This window comes from Myxococcus sp. NMCA1, from assembly GCF_026810205.1.
In the GTDB taxonomy this organism is placed as follows: domain Bacteria; phylum Myxococcota; class Myxococcia; order Myxococcales; family Myxococcaceae; genus Myxococcus; species Myxococcus xanthus_A.
Genome location: NZ_CP113950.1, coordinates 6,500,097 through 6,519,963 on the forward strand (window position 1 = coordinate 6,500,097; position 19,867 = coordinate 6,519,963).

Genomic DNA, 19,867 nt, shown 5'->3' on the forward strand with positions numbered 1-19,867 from the left:
AGGCCCCCTCCGCCGGCCTCGTGGACCTCCCGGCGGATTTTCCCCCCGCCACGCGCCAACCCGTATGCTGGGGCCGTGCACGTGGCGGGGCGATTGAATGAGACTTACGAGGAGGAGCTCCTCCTCGCGATGGACGAAGGACTGCTCTCCGGCGAGGAGGTGGCGGTCCTGCGTGAGGAAGCGCTTCGCCTGCGGCGTGGCCCCCTGGAGCTGCTGCGGGAGCGAGGCCGGCTGTCCGAGGACTCCCTGGTGGCGCTTCGTGGCGAGCTCGCCTCCGAGAGCACGGACCCGAGCGCTGGCCGTCCGCTCGAGGCCGCCACGCTGACGCCGGTCACCCCGGGCGTGTCCCCGCCTCCCGCCGTGGAGCCGGACGGCGCCACCTTCCCGGTGCCGGACTGGGACCGCTATCAGCCCGTGCGCTTCCTGGGCCAGGGCGGCATGGGCCGGGTGTTCCTGGCGTATGACCCGATGCTCCGCCGCAACGTGGCGCTGAAGTTCGTGCGCGGGGACGACCCGGAGCTGGCCCGGCGCTTCCTCTCCGAGGCCCGCGCGCAGGCCCGCGTCCGGCACGAGCGGGTGTGTGAGGTGTACGAGGTCGGCGAGGTGCGCGGCCGGGGCTACATCGCCATGCGCTTCGTGGACGGCCAGCCGCTGGGACAGCTGGCGCGCTCGCTTACGCTGGAGCAGAAAGTGCTGGTGCTGCGCCAGGCCGCCGAGGGCGTGCACGCCGCCCATGGCGCGGGCCTCATCCACCGCGACATCAAGCCCGGCAACATCCTGGTGGAGCGCACCGAGGACGGCGGGCTGGCCCCCTTCGTCATGGACTTCGGTCTGGCGCGTGACTGGCGCGAGGACGGCGCCACGCCCAACGCCGTGCAGGGCACCCCGCACTACATGGCCCCGGAGCAGGCGCGCGGCGAGGTGTCCCGCCTGGACCGGCGCGCGGACATCTACGCGCTGGGCGCCACGCTCTACTCGCTCCTCACCGGCCGGCCGCCCTTCACCGGCGCCACCGAGGCGGAGGTCATCACCCGGCTCCAGCACGAGGAGCCGGCGCCGCCGCGCGCGCTCGATGCCGACATCCCGTCGGACCTGGAAGCCATCGTCCTCAAGTGCCTGGAGAAGCAGCGGCCCGCCCGCTACGACTCGGCGCGGGCGCTGGCGGAGGACCTGGAGCGGTTCCTCGAAGGAGAGCCCGTCCTCGCGCGACAGGGGCTGGGCTACCGCCTGCGCCGCAAGGCCCGCAAGCACCGGGTGGCGCTGACGCTGGGCTCCGCGGCCCTGACGGTGGTGTTGCTGGCGCTCATCCAGGCGGGCATCGCCCGCGGCGAGGTGGCCGAGCGCGAACGCCTCACGCGCCGCTTCACCGAACGGGTGGAGCGCATCGAGGCCTCCGCGCGTTACTCCGCCCTGTCCCGCCTACACGACACCCGTGAAGACCGGCGCGAGCTGCGCGCCAGCATGGACGCGCTGGAGGCCGAGGTGCGCGAAGCAGGCCCCCACGCGCTGGGCCCCGGCCAGTACGCCCTGGGCCGCGCCTTGCTCGTATTGGATGAGCGGGACGCCGCACGCAAGCGCCTGGAGGCCGCGTGGGCCCAGGGATACCGCGAGCCCCGGGTGGCCTGGGCGTTGGCGCAGGTGCTGGGAGACCTCTACCAGGAGCGGCTGCTGCTGGACGTGGAGCGCCGCAGCCCGGAGCAGCGCGAGGTCCGCCGCAAGGAACTGGAGCAGAACTACCGGGACCCGGCCCTGGCCTACCTGCGCCAGGCCGAAGGCCCCGACGTCCCCGTCCCACCGCTGTACGTGAAGGCGCTGTTCGCCTTCTACGAGGGCCGCCACGAAGAGGCCCTGACCCACCTGGAAGCCATGGGCCGCGCGCAGCCCTGGTTCTACGAAGCGCCCCTGCTGCAAGGCGACGTGCTGCTGGCGCGGGCCACGCAGCGCTGGCACCAGGGCGACAAGGCCGGCTCGCAGGAGGACCTGGACGCGGGCCGCCGCGCCTATGCCTCCGCCGTCGCCACCGCGGAGAGCCAGCCCATGGGCCACTACGTCCTGGCGCGCCTGGAGCTGGCCGCGCTGGTGATGGAGCTGTACGGCGAAGGCAACGTGCTGCCCCACTATGAGCGCGGCGTGGAGGCGGCGACCCGCGCGCTCGCCGCCGCGCCGGATCACCACCGCTCGCTGGTCGTCCTCTCCCGCCTGCACCGCCGGCTCGCGGAGCAGCGCACCAGCCAGGGACGCGAGGACGCCGAGCCGCTGCTGGAGAAGTCCATCCACGCCGCGCGCGAGGCCCTGGCCCTGGCGCCGCCCAGCGACCGTGTCGCGCTGGAGCTCGCCATCACCCACCGGCTGTGGGCCCGCTACCGCCAGGAGCGCGGGCAGGACCCGAGCGAGCAGCTCCGTCTGTCTATCGAGGCCTTCGAGCGCCTGCGCCCCGAGGAGCGCGACTATGCCTTCCACGCCAACCTGGGCCTGACCTATCAGGTGTGGGCGGACGCGGAAACCGAGCGCGGCGTGGACCCGCTGGAGCACCAGGGCAAGGCGATTGACGCGTACCTGGAGGCCATCCGCGTGCGGGAGAACCAGGCCGACGCGTGGATCAACCTGGGCAACGCCCTGCGCCGCCGCGCTTCGAATCCACGCGCCACCGACGCCGCGGGAGATTTGACGCGGGCTCGTGACGCACTGGCGAAGGCGCTGGCGCTCAATCCCGGCAACGTCGTGGCCAGCTTCCGCGGCGCGGAAATCTCCGAGCAGTTGGCGCGCTGGCGCTGGAGCCATGGCGAGCCCTTCGAGGCGGACCTGGAGCAGGCGCTGGCCCTGTTCCGGCAGGGGCTGGGCATCAACGCGAAGCTCCCCCCGCTCCACAACGGGCTGGGTGCGGCGCTGCTGTGGCAGGCCGAGCAACGCTGGGAGGAAGGCGGCGCCCCCGAGCCCCTGCTCCAGCAGGCGCAGGCGGCCTTCGAGGAAGCCCGGACGCTGGCGCCCAGACAGGTGTACGCCCACAACAACCTGGGCGAGGTGTGGACCCTGAACGCCACCTTCCAGTCCGCGCGCAGGGAGAATCCAGAACCGAGTGGCCGCACCGCCGTGGAAGCCTACCGTCAGGCACTCTCGCTCCAGCCCCAGGACGCCGACCTCTGGGCCAACCTCGGCCGCGTGCAGACACTGCTGGCGACGTGGAGCGTGGAGACCGGCGGCGACCCACGGGCGGAGCTGGCGAAGGCCGAGGAGTCCCTGGCGCGGGCCACCACGCTGAATCCCCGCCAGGGCCACACGTGGCGCAACACGGGCGAGGCCCGCGCGCTCAAGGCCCGCTGGCTGGCGCACCGGGGCACCGCTCAGGAGTCGGACTTCGAGCTCGCGTCGCAGGCCTTCCAGCAAGCCCTGTCCCTGGAGCCGCGCCGGCATGACTACCGGCTGGCCACCGCGCGATTCCAGCTCGCCTGGGCCGCGTGGCGTCAGCAACGAAACGAGGACGCCGCGCCGCTGCTGAACCAGGGGCTCGCGCTCGTGGCGGAAGTCCTGGCGGACCGGCCCAGGTGGGCGCGGGCCCAGGCGCTTCGCGGCGGCGGGCTGCTCGCCCTGGCGGAGACGCGCGCCTCCTCCGAGCAACGACAGGCCTGGCGCATCGAGGGCCAGGAGGTGTTGCGGCAAGCACTGGCCCGCAACCCTCACCTGGAATCCGAATGGAGAGGCCGGCTCGGCGCGGCTCGCGAGCCGCTGGCCGGCCCTCCTACGCCCTGACTAGCTCAGTACTCCTTGGGCGGGTCCGTCGTCACGTCGAGGTTGCCGTTCTTCGTCTCCAACTCGAGCCCGTGGCGGCGCGCCTCGGGGGAGCCGCCAGTCACCACCGTGAACGGGTACGAGCCGACCGCGGCCCCGTCGGCAACGGGGTCCTCGCGCTGAGAGGCGGCCAGAGACGTGTTGTTCAAGCTGAACGACGCCGTCGAATCCAGGCACGCGGGGGGATTCACCGTCACGTCCGATGTACTGCCAACCGTGTCAATGGCGAAGCGGACCGTGTCTCCGTGTCGAACCTTGTTGTTGGGGATGTAGCTCAGGTTCCCGGACTTGTTGATGAAAACAGTGATGATGGCCATGGGCCGTGGCTCCTGTGCCCCGCTGGGGCGTGTGATGAACTGCTGCCGTCTGTGATTTGCAGGCACCATACCAGACAGGTCTGGTTCACAGCGCCCTCGAAGATTCACCACCGGAGCATGCCCTCAGCCGCAGGTGGACGCGTCAGCCCCACCCACGAGGTTCAGCATGACACGTCAGGCCGGCTCAGAGCTTCGGTGGATCCGTCGTCACATCCAGGTTGCCGTTCTTCGTCTCCGCCTCGCCTCCGAAGTGCGGCTTCTCCGGCAAGAGAGGGACCTCCACGGTGAACGAATACGTGGTGAACTCGGCCGATTCGGAGACCGGGTCCTCGTAGATGGGGGGCGCCGCGGAGGTCTGGTCCAGGGTGACGGAATTCGTTGCAACCAGGCACGCGGGCGGATTCACCGTCGCCCACACAGGACCGTTGAGCGGGTCGAGCACGAAGCGGACGGGTTGCCCCCGCCGGACCTTGTTGTTGGGCTCGTAGACCAGATCCCCCGACTTCTTGATGGTGACGGTGACAACGGTCATGGGCGCGGCTCCCGTGCCCCCAACGGGGCAATGAGAAGGATTGCTGCGGGCTGTGAGTTGCAGGCACCGTACCAGCCAGGCATGGCGCGCAGCCCCCCTCGACAATTGACACCCGAGCCACCCCCGAAAGACAAATGGACGCGTCAGCCGAACCCACCAGGTTCGGATTGACGCGTCAGCCGACGCTACCCACCACTGAGGCCCAGCTCCCGCACGCGCCGCTGGAGCGCGCGCTTGGAGACCTCCAGCCGCTGCACCATCCGGTCGAGGTCGCCCTCGCACTCGTGGAAGCAGCGCGTGATTTCCTCGGGGCTCAAGTCGCGCGCGGTGCGCAGGAGCGAGCTCTTGTCGATGAGGACGTAGACGGACGGCCGGGGAATGCCCAGCCAGTCCGCGGTGGCCTTGAGGTCCCAGGAAGAGGCGCGAAGGGCCTCCAGCAACTCCTGCTCGCCCACGTCCGCGGGCTTGCGCCGCGGTGCCTTCGCGCCCTCCCCCGCCTCGTCGCCCGTGCGCTCGGTCAACGGACGCCCGGGGACTGGCTGCGCATCCGCGTCCAGCACCTGTTCCAGCCGCGCATCGGCACGCAGCCCCGGCATGCCCCGGCTGCCAATGACGAGCTGACGGGTGACGTTGCGCAGCTGGCGGATGTTGCCGGACCACGCGTGGCGCACCAACTGGACGGCCAGGGCCGCGGGCAGCCAGGGCTCGGCGCGCGGGTCCGAAGACGTCAGTTGACCGCCCTCCCCCATGGCCTCCAGTTCCTGGCGAGCGAAGTGGTGGAAGAGCAGGCCCACGTCCTCGCGGCGCTCGCGCAGCGGAGGCACCAGGATTTCAAAACCGGCCAGCCGGTGCAGCAGCGGGGCCTTGAAGGTGCGCTCCTGGATGCGGGCCTCCAGGTGCGCGTCCGTGGCGGAGACGAGCCGCACGTCGACGGGCACCGGCGTATGGCCCCCCACCGGATAGATTTCGCCCGTCTCCAGCACACGCAGCAGCGCGGCCTGCACCTCGGGCGGCGCCTCGCCGACCTCGTCGAGGAAGAGCGTGCCGCCCTCGGCGGCGCGGAAGAAGCCCTCCCGGTCCTTGCTGGCACCCGTATAGGCCCCGCGCTGGGCGCCGAAGAGCTCCGCGGCGACCAGCTCCTTGGCGAGCGCCCCCAGGTTGACGCTGACGAAGGGACCGGCACGGCGAGGACCACTGGCGTGGATGGCGCGCGCCACCAGCTCCTTGCCCGTGCCCGTCTCGCCCCGGATGAGCACCGGCACGGTGAGGTCGGCCACCCGGATGATGTCCTCGCGCACGCGGTGGATTCCCTCACCGTGGCCGACGATGCCCAGGTCCAGCACGCCCGGCTGACGGAAGGACGAGGCCAGGTGGAGCAGCAGCACCACGCGGTCGGCCAGCACCAGGGGCACCCCGGCGGACAGCTCCTCGCGGGAGAACTCCCGGCCGCCCATGACGGGCTCGTTCGCCACGCGCACCTGGGTGCCGTCCTCCGGCACCAACATCCGGAGGCCGCCTCGTGGGCCGGGCTCGAACTCCACCGGCTTGCGGCTGAGGAATGGGTCTCCCAACGGCAGGGACATGAGCCCCCCAGGCCGGGAGAAGTCCGGCGCGTTGCGAGACAAAGCCGCCGTGCGCCCCTGCGACGCGAGCACCTCCAGCAACAGCCGCTCGCCAATGCGCTGCGGCTGGGGATGGGACACAATCGTCAAGGCGGGCACGGAGAGCGCCACCGGGCTCTGCCCGGCCTGTGCGCGGCCCGCGGTGGTCGACATGTCTGCGGCGAGTTTCTGCTGCATGAGTATTCGTGTGAGTCCTGGGATACCCGTTGAGCCTACACCTCCGGACGCCCGAGCGCTGGGTTCATCCACCGAGGAAACGACGTGAGAATCCCGTGGGTTGGGGGAACTGGCCGGTGCAGGGGGCCGCGACCTATCCTCCTCCGCAGGCTCCAACTTCCGGACCCCATGGGATACGTCCACATCCTCCGAGGCTTCGCTTCCCCGCACGAGGGACACTCACGCACTGTCCGCATCTACACACCCGATACGTATGACGCCTCACCTGACAGGTCCTTTCCTGTCCTCTACATGCAGGACGGGCAGAACGTGTTCGCCCATCCGGAGTCCGCGCGCTTCGACACCTGGTGCGCCAACCTCACGCTGGAGCGGCTGGTGGCGGAGCACCAGGTGGAGCCGTGGCTCATCGTCGCGGTGGACTCCACGCACGACAGGCTCTCCGAGTACTCGCCATGGGATGAGCCCCGCAGCAACGTGGCGGCCCGGGCCGAGCCCTACGTGCGCTTCATGGTCGAAACGCTGAAGCCATACATCGAACGCACGTACCGCGTCCGCAAAGGCCCCGAGTGGACGGCGGTGATGGGCGCCTCGCTGGGTGGCCTCATCTCGCTGCACCTGGGGCAGCGACATCCAGCGCTGTTCGGCCGCATCGGCGGGTTGTCCCCGTCGGTGATGTGGAGCTGGAACCGGATGTTCTCCGAGTGGTCGGCCCACTCTCGACGGTGGACGCGCATCTACCTGGACGCGGGCACCACGGAAACGGTGGACCCGGTGGGGTACGTCATGCGCTACGGCGAGGCGACGCGGGACTTCCACCGCCACCTCCAGTCATTGGGCTACGCGGACCACGAGCTGCGGCTGGTGCTCGAACCCGGCGGAGAGCACCACGAACGGGACTGGCAGCGGCGGCTGCCGGAGGCCATGCGTTGGCTGCTGGCGTGACATGCCGGGAATCCCGGCGTATGGCGAACCAGTGGTAGCGTGTGCGCAGCATGACGCATCTGCTTCCGGCGACTCCGACTGAAATCTTCGTCTACCTCCTCTTTAGCGGCATCTCGCTCTATGCCTCCTGGACGGTGTGGGGTGTCGTCCGCGTCATGATGGTGGAGCGGCATGTGCTCAAGCACGGAGAGGCCGCCGAGGCCACGGTGCGCGAGCTGAAGGACACGGGCTGGCGCATCAACAAGCAGCCCCTCTTCGAATTGCTCCTCGATGTCCGCCAGAGCGGACGTGCCGCCTATCAAACGAAGGTGAAGAAGAAGCTGGGACGCCACCAGAGCATCTCGACGATGGGCGTGGGGACGCGCCTCGACGTCAAGGTCGACCGGAACGACCCGCTCAAGGTCGCCATCGTCGGCGCGGCCATGACGGCGCCTGTCGGGGCCTTCATGCGACAGGGCATGCCGTCCGAGGGAGACCCGGTGAAGGCGATGCAGAACCTTCAGTCGCTGATGGACAAGGGACTCATCACCCCTGAAGAGTTCCAGGCGAAGAAGGCGCAGATTCTCGCGCGTATCTGAGAACGCGCATCGAGGTGATTGGTGCTGACCGCGGTCCTGGCGATGTTGCCCTTCCTTCTCTTCTCGCTCGTCGGCTTCGGCGTGGCGGGGTACTTCTTCTATGCGCACGCGCAGACGCAGCGCCTCCGCGAGCACGGAACCGCCGGCGAGGCCACCATCCTCCGGATGGAGCGCACGTCGATGCGGATCAACAAGAGTTACGTCTACGACTTCCTGCTGGAGTTCAAGGTGCCGGGCCTCCCCACATACAGGCGGCAGCACCGCAGCCGGGCGCATGATTGGAAGGCCTTCATCCTGGAGCCCGGCGTGCGACTCAAGGTGAAGATCGATCCGAACGACCCTCAGCGGTTCGTCGTCCTGGGGCCCGTCGATGAGCAGCGCCCCCAGAGCATCCAAGCCCTCATCGCGGGAGCCGCTGGCTTTTCCGAGTCCAGGACCGTGGCCCCCCCAGACCCGGTGAAGGCCTTGAAGGACCTCCAGTCGATGCTCGACAACGAGCTCATCACGCAGGACGAATACGCGCGGAAGAAGGCGGAGATTCTCTCGCGCCTTTGAAGCGGCTTCGCCCTACACGATGGACGCGGCGGCCCGCTGCACCTGGGGCACGCCAGGCAGCGTGGGCGCCGGGTTGAGCGCCTGGACCAGCAGCGAGCGCAGCGCGTCCGCCAGGTCATCCGCCGCGCCCAGGGCCCCCGCGGGAGCCCCCTGCAACGCCGCGGGGACTTCCGCGCCCACCACCACCACCGGCATCCGGACCTCCCAGGCCAGGTAGCGCGCGAGCCGCACGGAGGGCTCGGCCACGTCCATCAGCAGCGCGCCCATGGCGCCCGCCGTGAAGGGACGCCACAGCGGCCGCGCCGCCTCCGCGGGAGGCAGCACGCAGAAGTCCAGGCGCAGCACCTCGCTGAGCACCAGGCGCCCCAACGTGCCAAAGCCACTCTTCACCGCGGTGGGATCGGCCGACAGCGCTTCCATGCTGGGCATGCGGGAGAGAACCCGCCGGGCCGCGCTCGCGCCACTGCCGCACACGAAGATTTTCGCGGTGGCCACCTTCGCGGGGGCCCTCGTGCGGAGAATCCGGCCGCGCAGCGCGTGCACCTCCGCCGCGCCCAGCAGTTCGCCGGACGCAGCCTCCACGCCGTCCCCGTCCGCGGCCTTCGCCACGCCCCGCTGCATGAGCGTGGTGAGGACGTTGAGCACCTCCAGGTCGGTGGCCGGCGCCAGGTCAAGCACCTCGCCCAGGGCGCGCGGATGGCGGAGCAGGTCCACCACCTGCTGCGTCACCGGATGCTGGTCTCCTTGCAGGTCCGCGTCCGGCGCCAGCATCAACCGCGTGTGGCGCGGCGGCAGGCCGGGCATCAGCCGGTTCACCTCGTCCGACTGGCGCATGCCCTCCAGCAGCGCGTCATCCATGCCGCGATTGATGCGCGGCCGCGCCGTGTTCCCACCGGGCGAGAAGGTGAACGTCCCGTCCACCCACGCCAGCAGGCGGAACAGGGCCTTCTCCCCTTCCACGCGCCCCAGCTTCGCGTTCACCGGGCGGCCTTCGACAACGGAAATCTCGCCCCGGTCGTTGCCGCGCTCCAGCGTCAGCCGGCCACTGCGCCGGTTCATGCCCAGGAGCTGCATCAAATCCGGGATGCTGAGCTGGCTGAGCGAGCCTTCGATTTCCTGCTGCTCGCTCTTGAGGTCCTTGGCCGCCTCGCTGCGCCGGAAGATGTGCTCGATGCGGCTGAGCACCTCGTCCAGGTTGAAGGGCTTGCGCAGGTAGCCGTCCCGCAGGCCGCGCAGCCGGTCCGACTCGAAGCTCGCGGTGGTGAGCACCACCGGGATGTCCTCGGTGCGCGGGTTGGTGCGCAGAATCTGGATGAAGGTGCGCGCGTCCAGCAGCCTGCAACCCTCGTCGAAAAGCGTGAGGTCCGGGTGGCGCAGCACGGCCACCTCCAGGGCCCGCGAGCCATCCGGCGCGTAGTGCACCTGATAGCCCTTGGTGCGCAGCGCCCGCGACAGCGAGCGCACGGACTCGAGGTCAGGGTCGGCGATGAGGATTTTCCGGACCGGGGCCACGGTGGCGCTCCGCTTCGTGTCAGTAGGGCTGCAGGTCGTATTCGGCCTGCAGCTTGGAGATGAGCCCGTCCACCACCGCGGTGTCCGAGGTGTGGAACCCCCACGTCGCTCCGTGGCCCCGCCGCTGGATGAGCGCGTAGGCCGCGTTCTCGGAGAGCCAGAGGATGAACTCGTGCCGTGCGATGCGGTCGTCGCCTTCCAGGAACACGGGCGTCAGCGCGGGGTGTGACTCCAGGTCGACGCGGCGGCCCAGCAGGTAGATGCGCGACGCCAAATCTGGCGGCGCGGACTCCAGCCCGGCGGCGATGTTCAGGTCCGTGCGAATCTCCGGCCCGCCCACGTACAGCAGGCCGCGCGAGCCTGGGTCTCGCATCATCTCCCGGGCAATCTCCGCCTGGAGTTCGTCGAAGAGCACGTCGGACACCTTGCCCCGGCGGCTCGGCTCGGAGCGCTCGTCCACCGGCAACCGGGGGCTGTTCGGCGTGCCCAGCAGCAGGTCCACCTCGTCCCAGAAGGGCAGCCCATCCAGCATCAGCCGGCGCTGCAACGACGCGCGCCGCTCGTCCATGCGGCGGCGGCAGCGGTGCACCAGCTCGTCGAAGTCCTCGCCGTCCTTGGGGAAGGTGCTGGCCCCGCCCACCATCGCCAGCGGGAGGCGCTGGTCCACCTCCATGGCCTCGGGCTCCTCGCGCACGGCGGCCACCGCGCGGCGCACGAACATCAACGCCCCGAAGAAGTCCGTCTCCGGCAGCAGGAGGTAGAACTCCTGGTCGCTCGCCTTCGCGATGACGTCCGAGTCGCGGATGATCTTGCTGAGCGCCTTGATGATGCCGCGCACCGCCTTCTTCGCGTCCGCCGCGCCCTGGCGCACGCGCACCAGCGGCAGGTTGTCGATGGAGAAGGTCAGCAGGGAGAACGTCCGCCCGTAGCGCCGGGCCTTGTAGATCTCCTTGGACGCGTAGTCGGTGAAGTAGCTGAGGTTGTACGCCGCCGTCTCGCGGTCTCTCAGGCCCAGGCGCTGGAGCGCGAGCATCTTCCGGCCGTTCTTCAGGCCCACCGCCGCGAAGTCACCCAGCACGCGGGCATCGCGCGAATGCTCGGGCCGGAAGTCTCCCGACAACGGGTCGGAGAGCTGCGCCAACCCGACGACTTCCCCCGACGCCACCAGGGGCACGTACATCACCGACGAGCGCTCGTCGCGGGCCAGCCACGGCTGGGCCTCTCGCAGCCGTCCGGACAGCGGCCCTTCCGGGCTCATCTTCTCCGCGAGGAACTGCCGGTCCAACAGTCCGCGGTAGGCCCGCAACACCAGGTCCCCCCGGTCGTCCACCACCCACAGCGCGGCGCTCTGCGCGTCGCAGATGGCCGCCAGCTCCGAGGTGAGCCGCTCCTGGAGCCACTCCAGGTCGGGATGGGACAGGAGCTCCAGGCAGCGCTGGTGCAGGTTGTGGAAGCGAGCGAACTCCAGGTTCTCATCGCGAAGCTGCGTCCGTTCGCGGCGCAGGGACGCGCGCTCCAGCGCCCGGTCCACGGCGAGCAGCATGTCGTTGGCGTCCACCGGCTTGGTGAGACAGTCCGCCGCGCCCGAGCGCAGCGCCACCTCCGAGTTCCGGATGTCGGTGCGATGGCTGACGAGGATGACCTCCTGGTCGGGGTCCCGCTCGCGCAGGCGCGCGGTGAGGGCGAAGCCGTCCACGCCCGGCATCACCACGTCGGTGATGACCAGGTCGAACGGCGTGCGTGCCGCCTCTTCGAGCGCGAGCGTTGCGTTCTCCACGGCCACCACGCGATGCCCGTTATGCGTGAGCAAGTCGCTGGCGAGCTGACGGAAGAACAGGTCGTCGTCGACGACGAGGATGGGTCCGGCCACGGCGCGTTCTGACCTGGGGGCGAGAGGAACGCGGGAGGTTACCGGCCCGAGGGAACCGCGACAACGCCCTCGAAGACGAAGGCCACGGGTCCACGGAGGCGGATGTCGGACAGGTCGGCGGGGACGCGGATGCGCAGGTCTCCCCCTGGCAGGGTGACGCGCAGCCAGGCATCGGCGGGGAGCCGTTTGGCCAGCACGGCGGCCACGGCGGACGCGCAGGCGCCCGTCCCACAGGCCTGGGTGAGGCCGCAGCCTCGCTCCCAGACCACCACGGTGAGGCCGTCCGAGTCCACACGGACGAACTCCACGTTGGTGCGATCCGGGAAGGACGGGTGCCGCTCCAGCAGGGGCCCCAGGCGCGAGGCGTCCTCCAGCGGCTGGTCCAGGAGGACCATGTGGGGATTGCCCATGCTCACCGCGTAGGCGCGCAGGTGCGGATGACCCGGCACGAAGGCATCCAGGAAGGGCTGGCCGGTGACGCCCGAAGGCAGGTTGGGGGCGACCAGCCGGGCGGGGCCCATGGAGATGTCCACGGCCACCACGCCGCCCTCGCCGTACGAGGGGTAGCAGGTGAGCACGCCCGCCCCAGTCTCCACGTCGAGGTGGCCCGGCGTCTGGCCCGAGTCGTCCACCAGGAACTTCACCGCGCAGCGCAGGCCGTTGCCGCACATCTCCGCGATGCTGCCGTCCGCGTTGTGCACGACCATGCGGGCGACGCCACGCTCGGAGGGCAGCAGCGCCAGCACGCCGTCCCCGCCGATGCCCAGGCGCCGGTCGCACATCCACCGCGACGTGGCGGCGTCGATGTCCTCGCCGGAGCCGCGCCGGTCCAGCACGACGAAGTCATTGCCCAGGCCCTGATACTTGAAGATGCGCTCGCGAGCTTCCACGGACGCAATCCTATTCGCGAGCGGCTATTCGCGCTCGTCCGGCTTCGGGGGCGTTTTCTGGGGCGGCAGGTCCAGCGCGGGCACCGCGCCGCGGGGACGCCGAGCCGGGGCCTTGGCGCCCTGCTCCGTCCCGGCTGGGGAGACCAGCTCGTTCCGGGCCGGCTCGGGCGCGTCCAATAGGGCGAAGCTGTCCGCGCGGGACGCCGGCCGCTGCGCCGCGGCCAGTTCGGCCTCGCGGTCCGCGAGCTTCTGCTGGAGGTCTTCCACCAGGGATTGGAGGAGCTCCATCTCCGCGGCCATCTCCAGCACGTCCTCGGGCTGGGAGGACACCTTGAGGGACTCCACGGCGGACAGGAGTTCGGCGCGCTCCGCCTCCAGCGCGTCCACGCGGGCCTTCTGGGACTGGAACTGGGCGTCGAGGCCCCGGAGCTGTTCATCGAGCTGGGAGCGCTCGGTCTGGAGCAATGCGAGCTGCCCGGCAGCGCTGCCGTCGTGACTCTGGAGCTGCTGCGTGGCCACTTCGAGCGCCTGGGACAGGCGGGTGCGCTCGGCGCGCTCGGCGTCGAGGATTCGGACAGCGTCGGTGGACGCGGCTTCCAGGGCGGTGACGCGGCCTTCGAGGCGGACCCGGGCGGCGCGGGCGACGGACAGGTCGGACTGGAGGCGCTCGCGGTCGGAGTCCGCACGGGCGAGGCGCTCCTGGGCGGACTGAAGCGTGGCCGCGCGCTCCGTGGCGGCGGCCAGGTCGGCGCGGAGCACATCGAGCTGGGACGTGAGCTCGGCGACGTGGGATTCCAGGGTGGCCCTGTCGGCGTGGGCACGGTCAGCGGTGTCGGAGAGCAGGGCCGCGCGCTCGCTGGCCTCTGCCAGTTGCGCGTTGAATCGCGCTGAGGCATCGGCGAGCCGCGATTCCAGCTCCGCTTGCTGTGCTTCGAGTCGAGCGTTGAGGTCCGCCAGCCGGGTCTCCGACTCAGCGCGCTGTGCCTCGGCGTGGGCCACGGCTTCCGCGAGCCGGGCCTCCAGTTCGCCACGCTGCGCCTCGGAGCTGGCCACGGCGGCGGCCAACTGAGCCTCCAGCGCGCCTCGCTGTGCATCTGCGTGGACCGTGACTTCCGCCAGCTGGGTCTCCAGCGCCGTGCGTTCGGCCTCGGTGCGAGCAGCAGCCTCCGCGAACTGCTGCCCCGCCTCCACACGTAGAGCATCGGAACGAGAGACAGCTTCCGCGAGCTGCGCTTCGAGTTCGGAGCGCTGGGCGTTGGAACGCGCGACGGCTTCCGCGAGCTGCGCTTCAAGTTCGGCGCGCTGAGCATCAGAACGCGTGACGGCGTCCGCGAGCTTCCCTTCGAGTTGGGCGCGCTGGGCCTCCAGCTCGCTACGGGCGCGCGTCAGTCCATCGGCGGAGTCCGTGAGCTGGGCCTCCAGCGCGTTCGCCCTCGCCTGCTCCGTGGCGGCGGCCTCGGTCGCGCGGGCCAGTTCGTTTCGCAACGTCTCCAGCGCGGCACGCTCGGCTTCGAGCGAGTTCTCCATCGCGGTGGCCTTGCCCGCGAAACGTCGCGCCGTCTCGAGCTGCACCATGAGCAACTCGGCGTTTTCCCGCTGCGCCGCGAGCCGGTCCTGCGCATCCACCAACTCGGCATCGAGCCGGGCGATGTGCATGCCCCGCTCGTGCAGGGCCGCCATCGCGCGCTGGAGCTGTGCCCCCAGGCGCATGCTCTCCTGCCGCGCCGCTCCAAGATGCGCCAGCTCCTGCTGCGCCGCGGCCAAGGCCGTCCGTTCGCGGTCTCGCTCCGCCGCCAGCGCTTCGATTTCGCCCTGCTGCCGCTCCGCCCGAGCAAGCGCGTCGTCCAGCTCACGCTCGACCGAGGAGAGCCGCTCCTGCGCGGCGGCTTCCTGCCGGGTCAGCGCCTCGCGAGCCTCGGTGGCGGCCTCGCTGACACGGCCCGCCTCCGCCTCACGCTCCGCGACCTGCTCACGCAGCTGGGCGACCTGCGTCTCCAGCGCCCCGATGATTCCCGCACGCTCGGCGAGCTGGGCATCCGCCGCGCTTCGGGCCGACTCCAGGTCCGCCAGGGTCTGAGCCAACGAGACAGCACGCGCCGCGTCCGACTCCTGCGCCGCGCGCGCCTCCGAGAGCCGGGACTCCAACGCCGAGCGCTGTTCCTTCGCGGTGTCGTCCGCCCACGCCCGCTCCGACTCCAGGCGCGTCACGGTATCGCGCAGCTCCTGCTCGCGAGCCTCGGCCGCCAGGCGCTGCGCTTCGAGCGCGCGCTCCTGCTCGGCCATGACACGTTCGGCGGCAGCCAGTCGCTCCTGCCGGGCCTGGTCGCGCTCGGACGTCTCCGTGCGCAGCGATTGCAGCGCGGACTCCGCATCGGCTCGCGTGCGCTGCTCGGTTTCGAGCAACGTGCGGGCCTGCGCCAACGCGGCTTCGGCCTCGGCACGGCCCTGCTGCTCGGACTCCAGTTCCGAGCGAGTCTGTCCAAGCGCGGCACCGGTATCGGCGCGAGTCTGCTGCTCCGCTTCGAGCGTCGCACGCGACTGCGCCAGTGCCGACTCAGCCTGAGCGCGAGCCTGTTGCTCCGCGGCAAGTGCCTCACGGGCCTGGGCCAGGGCGGCCTCGATGGCCGCGCGAGCCTGCTGCTCCGCCGTGAGCGCGGACACAGTCTCGCTCCGAGCCTGCTGCTCCGCCGTGAGCGTCTCACGAGACCGCGCCAGGGCGGTCTCGAGCTCGATGAGCGTCTGCTGTTCCGCCGTCAGCGACTCACGCGACTGAGCCAGGGCCGTCTCAAGGCCGGCCCGAGCCTGTTGCTCCGCCGTCAGCGCCGCGCGAGCCTGGGCCAGAACGGACTCGGTCTCCGAGCGAGCCTGTTGCTCCACCTCAAGTGCCGCGCGAGCCTGAGCCAGAACGGACTCGGTCTCCGAGCGAGCCTGTTGCTCCGCCGCAACCGCCTCACGGGTCCGCGCCAGGGCAGACGCGGTCTCCACCCGAACCTGCTGCTCAGCCGCGAACGCCTCGCGCGACTCCGCCAGCACGGCTTCGGTCTCGGCGCGCGTCTGCTGTTCCGCCGTCAGCGCAGCACGCGCCTCGGCCAGGGACGCTTCGGCATCGGCCAGCGACTGCTGTTCCGCCCCGAGCGTCGCACGGAGTTGAGCCAGCGCGGCTTCCGCCCCCGAGCGAGCCTGCTGCTCCACCCCAAGCAGGCCCTGCACGCGAGACAGCTCGGCCTCGCCATCACCGCGCCCCTGGCGTTCGACGTCCAGGTCCGCACGAGCCTGGGCCAGCGCCTCACGCTCCGCGGCGAGCGCCTCCTGAGCCCGGGCACGCTCCTCGCGCTCGGAAGCCGCCTCGGCCTGAAGCCGGGTGACGACCTCATCCGCGCCGAAGGCCCGCTCCCGCATCGCGGTGAGCTCCGCGGCCAGCCGCTCTCGCTCCTCACGTTCGGAAGCAAGCGCCGCCTGGCCCCGAGCCTCGTGCCGAGCCAGCGACTCCTGGGCCGAAACAAGCTCCGCCTCGGCCCGTGCGCGCAGCGCCAGCGCCTCATCCAGGCGAGCCTGAACCCCGACAAGCGAATCCTCCGCCTGAGTTCGCCGCTCCGCCTCCGCCGCATGAAGGCCCTGGGCCGAAGAGAGCGCCGCCTCCAACCGCGCGCGCTCCTGCCCCTCCACTTGAAGCAGCGCCTGCGCATCCCCGAGCGCCGCTTCCCACCGCGCGCGCCGCTCCTCCTCGGAAGCAAGCGCATCCCGAACCTGGGTCAGCGTCTGGCGCGCCTCATCCAGTCCAGCCCGAGTCTCCGCGAGCGTCGCCTCGGCGTCGCTGCGCCGCGCCTGCTCGGCCTCGAGCTGCGCACGCAGCGCCTCCAATGCCCGGGCCCGCCCCTCCTGCTCGGAGTCCAGCGAGGTCCGGACCTCCGCCAGGGAGTCCTCCAGCGCCGTGCGCCGAGCAACCTCCGCATCCAACGCCTCACGGGTCCGCGAGAGCAAGGCCTCGGCGTCCGTCAGTCGCTGCGCCGCGCCCTCCAGCTTCCCACGCGCCAGCCGCAGCGCCTCTTCCACCGCGGCCCGGGCCTCACGCTCCGAATCCAGCTCCCCGCGAACGCGCCCGAGCTGCTCCTCCGACACCTGCCATTCCAGGTGCGCGGACTCCAGCTCCTCACGGGCGGCCTGAAGCGCGGACTCCAACTCCCCCGCGCGCTCCGAGGACTGCCGCCCCGTACGAGCGTGCGAGGAAGCCTCGGCCTCCAGCTCCACCACGCGCCGGACCAGGGCCGCGCGCTCCTCCGCCAGCTCCTGCCGCCGGGCCTCGACCTCCCCCTTCGCGGAGACCTCATCAAGGACCTGCTGCTCCAGCGCCGTCGCTCGCGCCCGCTCGTCCTCCAGCTCGCGCTCCAGCGACGTCAGCCGGGACTCGAGTTCGGTCCGTTCCGACTCCAGCGCCTGCCCCAGGCGCTCCTCGGCCCGAGCGCGCTCCGCTTCAAGCGCCTCCAGCCGCTGCGAGGCCTGATGAAGCGACTCCTCCCACTTCTGCGCCGTGGCCCGCGCGGAAGCCTCCGCGTGCGTCAGGGCCTCCACCTCCTGGCCCAGGCGGGACTGCGACTCGCGAGCGGCGGCCAGCTCCGTCTCCAGGCCCCGGACCTCCGCCTGAAGCGACTCCAGCCGCGACTCCGCGTCCTTCCGAGCCCCCTCCGCCGAGGCCGTCCGCTGCCGCGCGTCCACCAGCTCCCGAGCCGTGCGCGCCAGCTCCGCGTCCTTCACGGAGACGGCGGCGCCCGCGTCCCGGGACGTCTCCGCCGCCCGCGCCGCTTCGGCCTTCAGGTGCTCCACGGCCGCCAGGGCCGCCGAGTACTGCTCCGCGATGCGCAGCTCCCGCTCGCGCGCGGCCTCCGCGGCACGCCGGCGGTCCTCGGACTGCTCCACGGCGCGCTCGGCCCCCAGCCGGTCCCGCTCACGCTCGATGCGCAGCGTGGACTGCTCCTCCTGGAGATCCCGCACCTGCGTATACGCCTGCGTCAGCCGCTCGCGAGCCTCCTCTAGAGAAGCCGCCGTCTCCTCCCGGCGAGCACGCTCCAGCCGCAGGGACTCCTGCGCCGCCAACACCTGTACGCCCGCGTCCGCCTGGGCACGCTGCGCGGCCTCCACCTCCAGCCGCTGCGCCGCCAGCCGCCGGTCCGCGTCGGCCAGCCGCTCCTGCGCCACCTGGAGCTCCAGCTCGCGGCGCCGCAGCTTCCCGGACAGGTCGTCCCGCTCGCGCTGTGCCTCCTGGCTGCCCCGCGCCTGCTCCAACTGCGCGGTGAGCCGAGCCACCTCATCCCGGGCCGTCTCCAAGGAGGGACGCAGCGACGCCGCCTCCGCCTCCCGGTCCGTCAGCTCCGCGCGGAGCTTCGTCAGCGACTCCTTCAGCCGGCCGCTGCGCTCCTCCCACGACTTCGCGCGAGCCACCACCTCATCGAGCTTGCCGCGCGTGAAGGCCAGCGGCTCGGGAGGCAGCTGCACCCAGGTCGGGTCCACCACGCGCGCCGGGTCCTGCCCCGCCACCACCAGGAAGTAGGCGGCCTCGCTGTGATTCACCAGGGTGCCGTCCACCTGGAGCCCTTCGCCCCGCTCGAAGGCGAGCTGGTAGCCCAGCACCGGGGACTGCGTGGCCACCTCCACATTGGCGAAGTGGACCGACAGGGCGTCCAGCAGCTGACCATAGGTGGGCGGCACACCCTCCTCGGCCTCCAGCAACTGGGGCAACGCGAGCCCCGCGACGTTGCGCAGGCCGCCCACGAGGAAGCCCTGCTTCGTCACCAGCCGCGCCAGCTCCGCCAGCAGCTCCGGCGCCTTCACGTACGGCGCCAGGTCCGCGACCAGCACCACGTCGAAGCTGCCCGACTCGAAGTCGTCGTAGACGTTGGCCCGGAAGCGCAAGGCGGGACCGCCGTGCGCCTTTTGCGCGGCCTCGACCGCCGCTACATCCCTGTCGCACGACACGACTGCGCGCGCGCCTCTCTCCACGAGGAAGCGTGCGCTCTCGCCCCCGGTGGAGGCGACCGCATCGACTTCCAGGACCCGTCGACGGGCGAAGAGGCTCTCCGCGAAAATGTAGCGGGGCAGCAGTTCGCTGGGCCCCAAGCGGCGGAATGTGTGGTGCATCGGTGTGTTCGGGAGTGGGAGTATACCCCCGGGCAGGCGCGCCCCAAGTTAAGCGCCGGGGCTGGAAATGGGCCTCGCGCTCGCACGTCAGGAGGGCAGGCGACATGAACGGAACGGCACAACAGGGATTCGGCTATCGGGCGCGGCGTACCTTCACGCGGCTCCTCATCTTCACTCTCATCCTGGGCCTGGGCGGCGTGGTCGTCTTTCTCCTCTCCCAGCTCAACGCGCGCACCTTCACCCTGGCCCTCCATGACGGGCAGCTGGTGGTGATGAAGGGCCGCAACGCCCCCATGGGCGCGGTCCCCTACCGGACCGGGGACCCGCGGCTGGCGGACGCCTATGCGCCCGTCGCCATCGAAGGCCAGGACGTCTCGGCCCTCCTGACGCGCAAGTTCACCGACCGGGACGAGCTGGACCAGGCCCTGTTCCCCGTCCTGGAGGGACTGGCCCGCCCGCGCATCGCGTCGGACGAGCCGGCCCGGGTCGACCAGGGCCTCTACTACCTCCGGCGCGCGGAGAAGCTCTCCGGCATCACCGAGGAGCAGCGCCTGACGCTCCAGAAGCACATGGTGGACGTGGCCTACTACCAGGCCCGGCAGAAGCTGGAGGACGCCCGCCGGCTGGTCAGCGAGGCCCTCACCCAGCTCAAGCTGGCCGCGGAGAGCCAGAGCCGCCACGCGCGCAGCGCCAACCAGATGCTGTCCGCCGTGGCCCCGCCGGCCCGCGAGCTGGAGGATTCGCTGCGGCGGGCCGTGCACACCCTCAGCGGGCCCCAGGTGGCCCCCCAGACGCCGCCCCAGGCCGCGCCGCAGCCCGCCCCCACCGCGCCGCCCCCGGCCCCCACGCCGCAGCCAGAGACCACCGGGGAGGCCCTGGACGAGGCCCCCCAGGCCCCCACCGGGACGGATGCGGGCGGTGTGGTTCCAACCCCTCCGTAGGGCCCTTTCTGAC

12 protein-coding genes are annotated in these 19,867 nt (G+C 71.2%); 5 read left to right on the top strand and 7 right to left on the bottom strand.

The window, feature by feature from the left end; translation table 11 throughout:
- Window positions 1–75: 75 nt before the first annotated feature.
- Window positions 76–3,747, top strand: coding sequence for a serine/threonine-protein kinase (locus OZ403_RS26640; protein WP_268782099.1), 3,672 nt, complete (start codon window positions 76–78; stop codon window positions 3,745–3,747).
- A 5-nt stretch (window positions 3,748–3,752) separates the two neighbouring features.
- Here the strand turns inward: OZ403_RS26640 and OZ403_RS26645 are convergent, their stop codons facing one another.
- The 3 genes from OZ403_RS26645 to OZ403_RS26655 all read right to left on the bottom strand — a co-directional run bounded on the left by OZ403_RS26645 (window position 3,753) and on the right by OZ403_RS26655 (window position 6,434).
- Window positions 3,753–4,103, bottom strand: a complete 351-nt coding sequence (locus tag OZ403_RS26645; protein WP_237077430.1) for a hypothetical protein — start codon at window positions 4,101–4,103, stop codon at window positions 3,753–3,755.
- Window positions 4,104–4,287: 184 nt separating this feature from the next.
- Window positions 4,288–4,635: a hypothetical protein gene (locus tag OZ403_RS26650; RefSeq protein WP_140794183.1), complete on the bottom strand. Its 348-nt coding sequence runs from the start codon at window positions 4,633–4,635 to the stop codon at window positions 4,288–4,290.
- Window positions 4,636–4,820: 185 nt separating this feature from the next.
- Window positions 4,821–6,434 (bottom strand): sigma 54-interacting transcriptional regulator, encoded by a 1,614-nt coding sequence (locus OZ403_RS26655; RefSeq protein ID WP_140799404.1) that lies wholly within the window; start codon window positions 6,432–6,434, stop codon window positions 4,821–4,823.
- Window positions 6,435–6,602: 168 nt separating this feature from the next.
- Here OZ403_RS26655 and OZ403_RS26660 point away from each other — a divergent pair, with 168 nt between their 5' ends.
- The 3 genes from OZ403_RS26660 to OZ403_RS26670 are packed head-to-tail and all read left to right on the top strand — an operon-like array spanning window position 6,603 to window position 8,509.
- The gene (locus OZ403_RS26660; protein ID WP_268782100.1) at window positions 6,603–7,376 is read left to right on the top strand and encodes an alpha/beta hydrolase; all 774 of its coding nucleotides are present in this window, start codon (window positions 6,603–6,605) and stop codon (window positions 7,374–7,376) included.
- Between the two features lie 50 nt (window positions 7,377–7,426).
- Complete coding sequence (locus OZ403_RS26665; RefSeq protein WP_268782101.1) at window positions 7,427–7,954, top strand: SHOCT domain-containing protein; 528 nt, start codon at window positions 7,427–7,429, stop codon at window positions 7,952–7,954.
- A gap of 21 nt (window positions 7,955–7,975) precedes the next feature.
- Entirely contained in the window at window positions 7,976–8,509 is a 534-nt protein-coding gene (locus OZ403_RS26670) for an SHOCT domain-containing protein (protein WP_140794189.1), read from the top strand.
- Window positions 8,510–8,521: 12 nt separating this feature from the next.
- Here the strand turns inward: OZ403_RS26670 and OZ403_RS26675 are convergent, their stop codons facing one another.
- The 4 genes from OZ403_RS26675 to OZ403_RS26690 are packed head-to-tail and all read right to left on the bottom strand — an operon-like array spanning window position 8,522 to window position 18,913.
- Window positions 8,522–10,021 (bottom strand): DUF4388 domain-containing protein, encoded by a 1,500-nt coding sequence (locus tag OZ403_RS26675; RefSeq protein WP_268782102.1) that lies wholly within the window; start codon window positions 10,019–10,021, stop codon window positions 8,522–8,524.
- A 19-nt stretch (window positions 10,022–10,040) separates the two neighbouring features.
- On the bottom strand, window positions 10,041–11,891 hold the full coding sequence (locus OZ403_RS26680; RefSeq protein ID WP_140794192.1) for a GGDEF domain-containing response regulator: 1,851 nt from the start codon (window positions 11,889–11,891) through the stop codon (window positions 10,041–10,043).
- Window positions 11,892–11,929: 38 nt separating this feature from the next.
- Window positions 11,930–12,781: a diaminopimelate epimerase gene (dapF, locus tag OZ403_RS26685; RefSeq protein WP_140794193.1), complete on the bottom strand. Its 852-nt coding sequence runs from the start codon at window positions 12,779–12,781 to the stop codon at window positions 11,930–11,932.
- Between the two features lie 24 nt (window positions 12,782–12,805).
- Complete coding sequence (locus OZ403_RS26690; RefSeq protein ID WP_268782103.1) at window positions 12,806–18,913, bottom strand: methyltransferase domain-containing protein; 6,108 nt, start codon at window positions 18,911–18,913, stop codon at window positions 12,806–12,808.
- Here OZ403_RS26690 and OZ403_RS26695 point away from each other — a divergent pair.
- The gene (locus OZ403_RS26695; RefSeq protein WP_140794195.1) at window positions 18,901–19,854 is read left to right on the top strand and encodes an IF-2 protein; all 954 of its coding nucleotides are present in this window, start codon (window positions 18,901–18,903) and stop codon (window positions 19,852–19,854) included. The genes OZ403_RS26690 and OZ403_RS26695 overlap by 13 nt on opposite strands.
- Window positions 19,855–19,867: the final 13 nt, after the last annotated feature.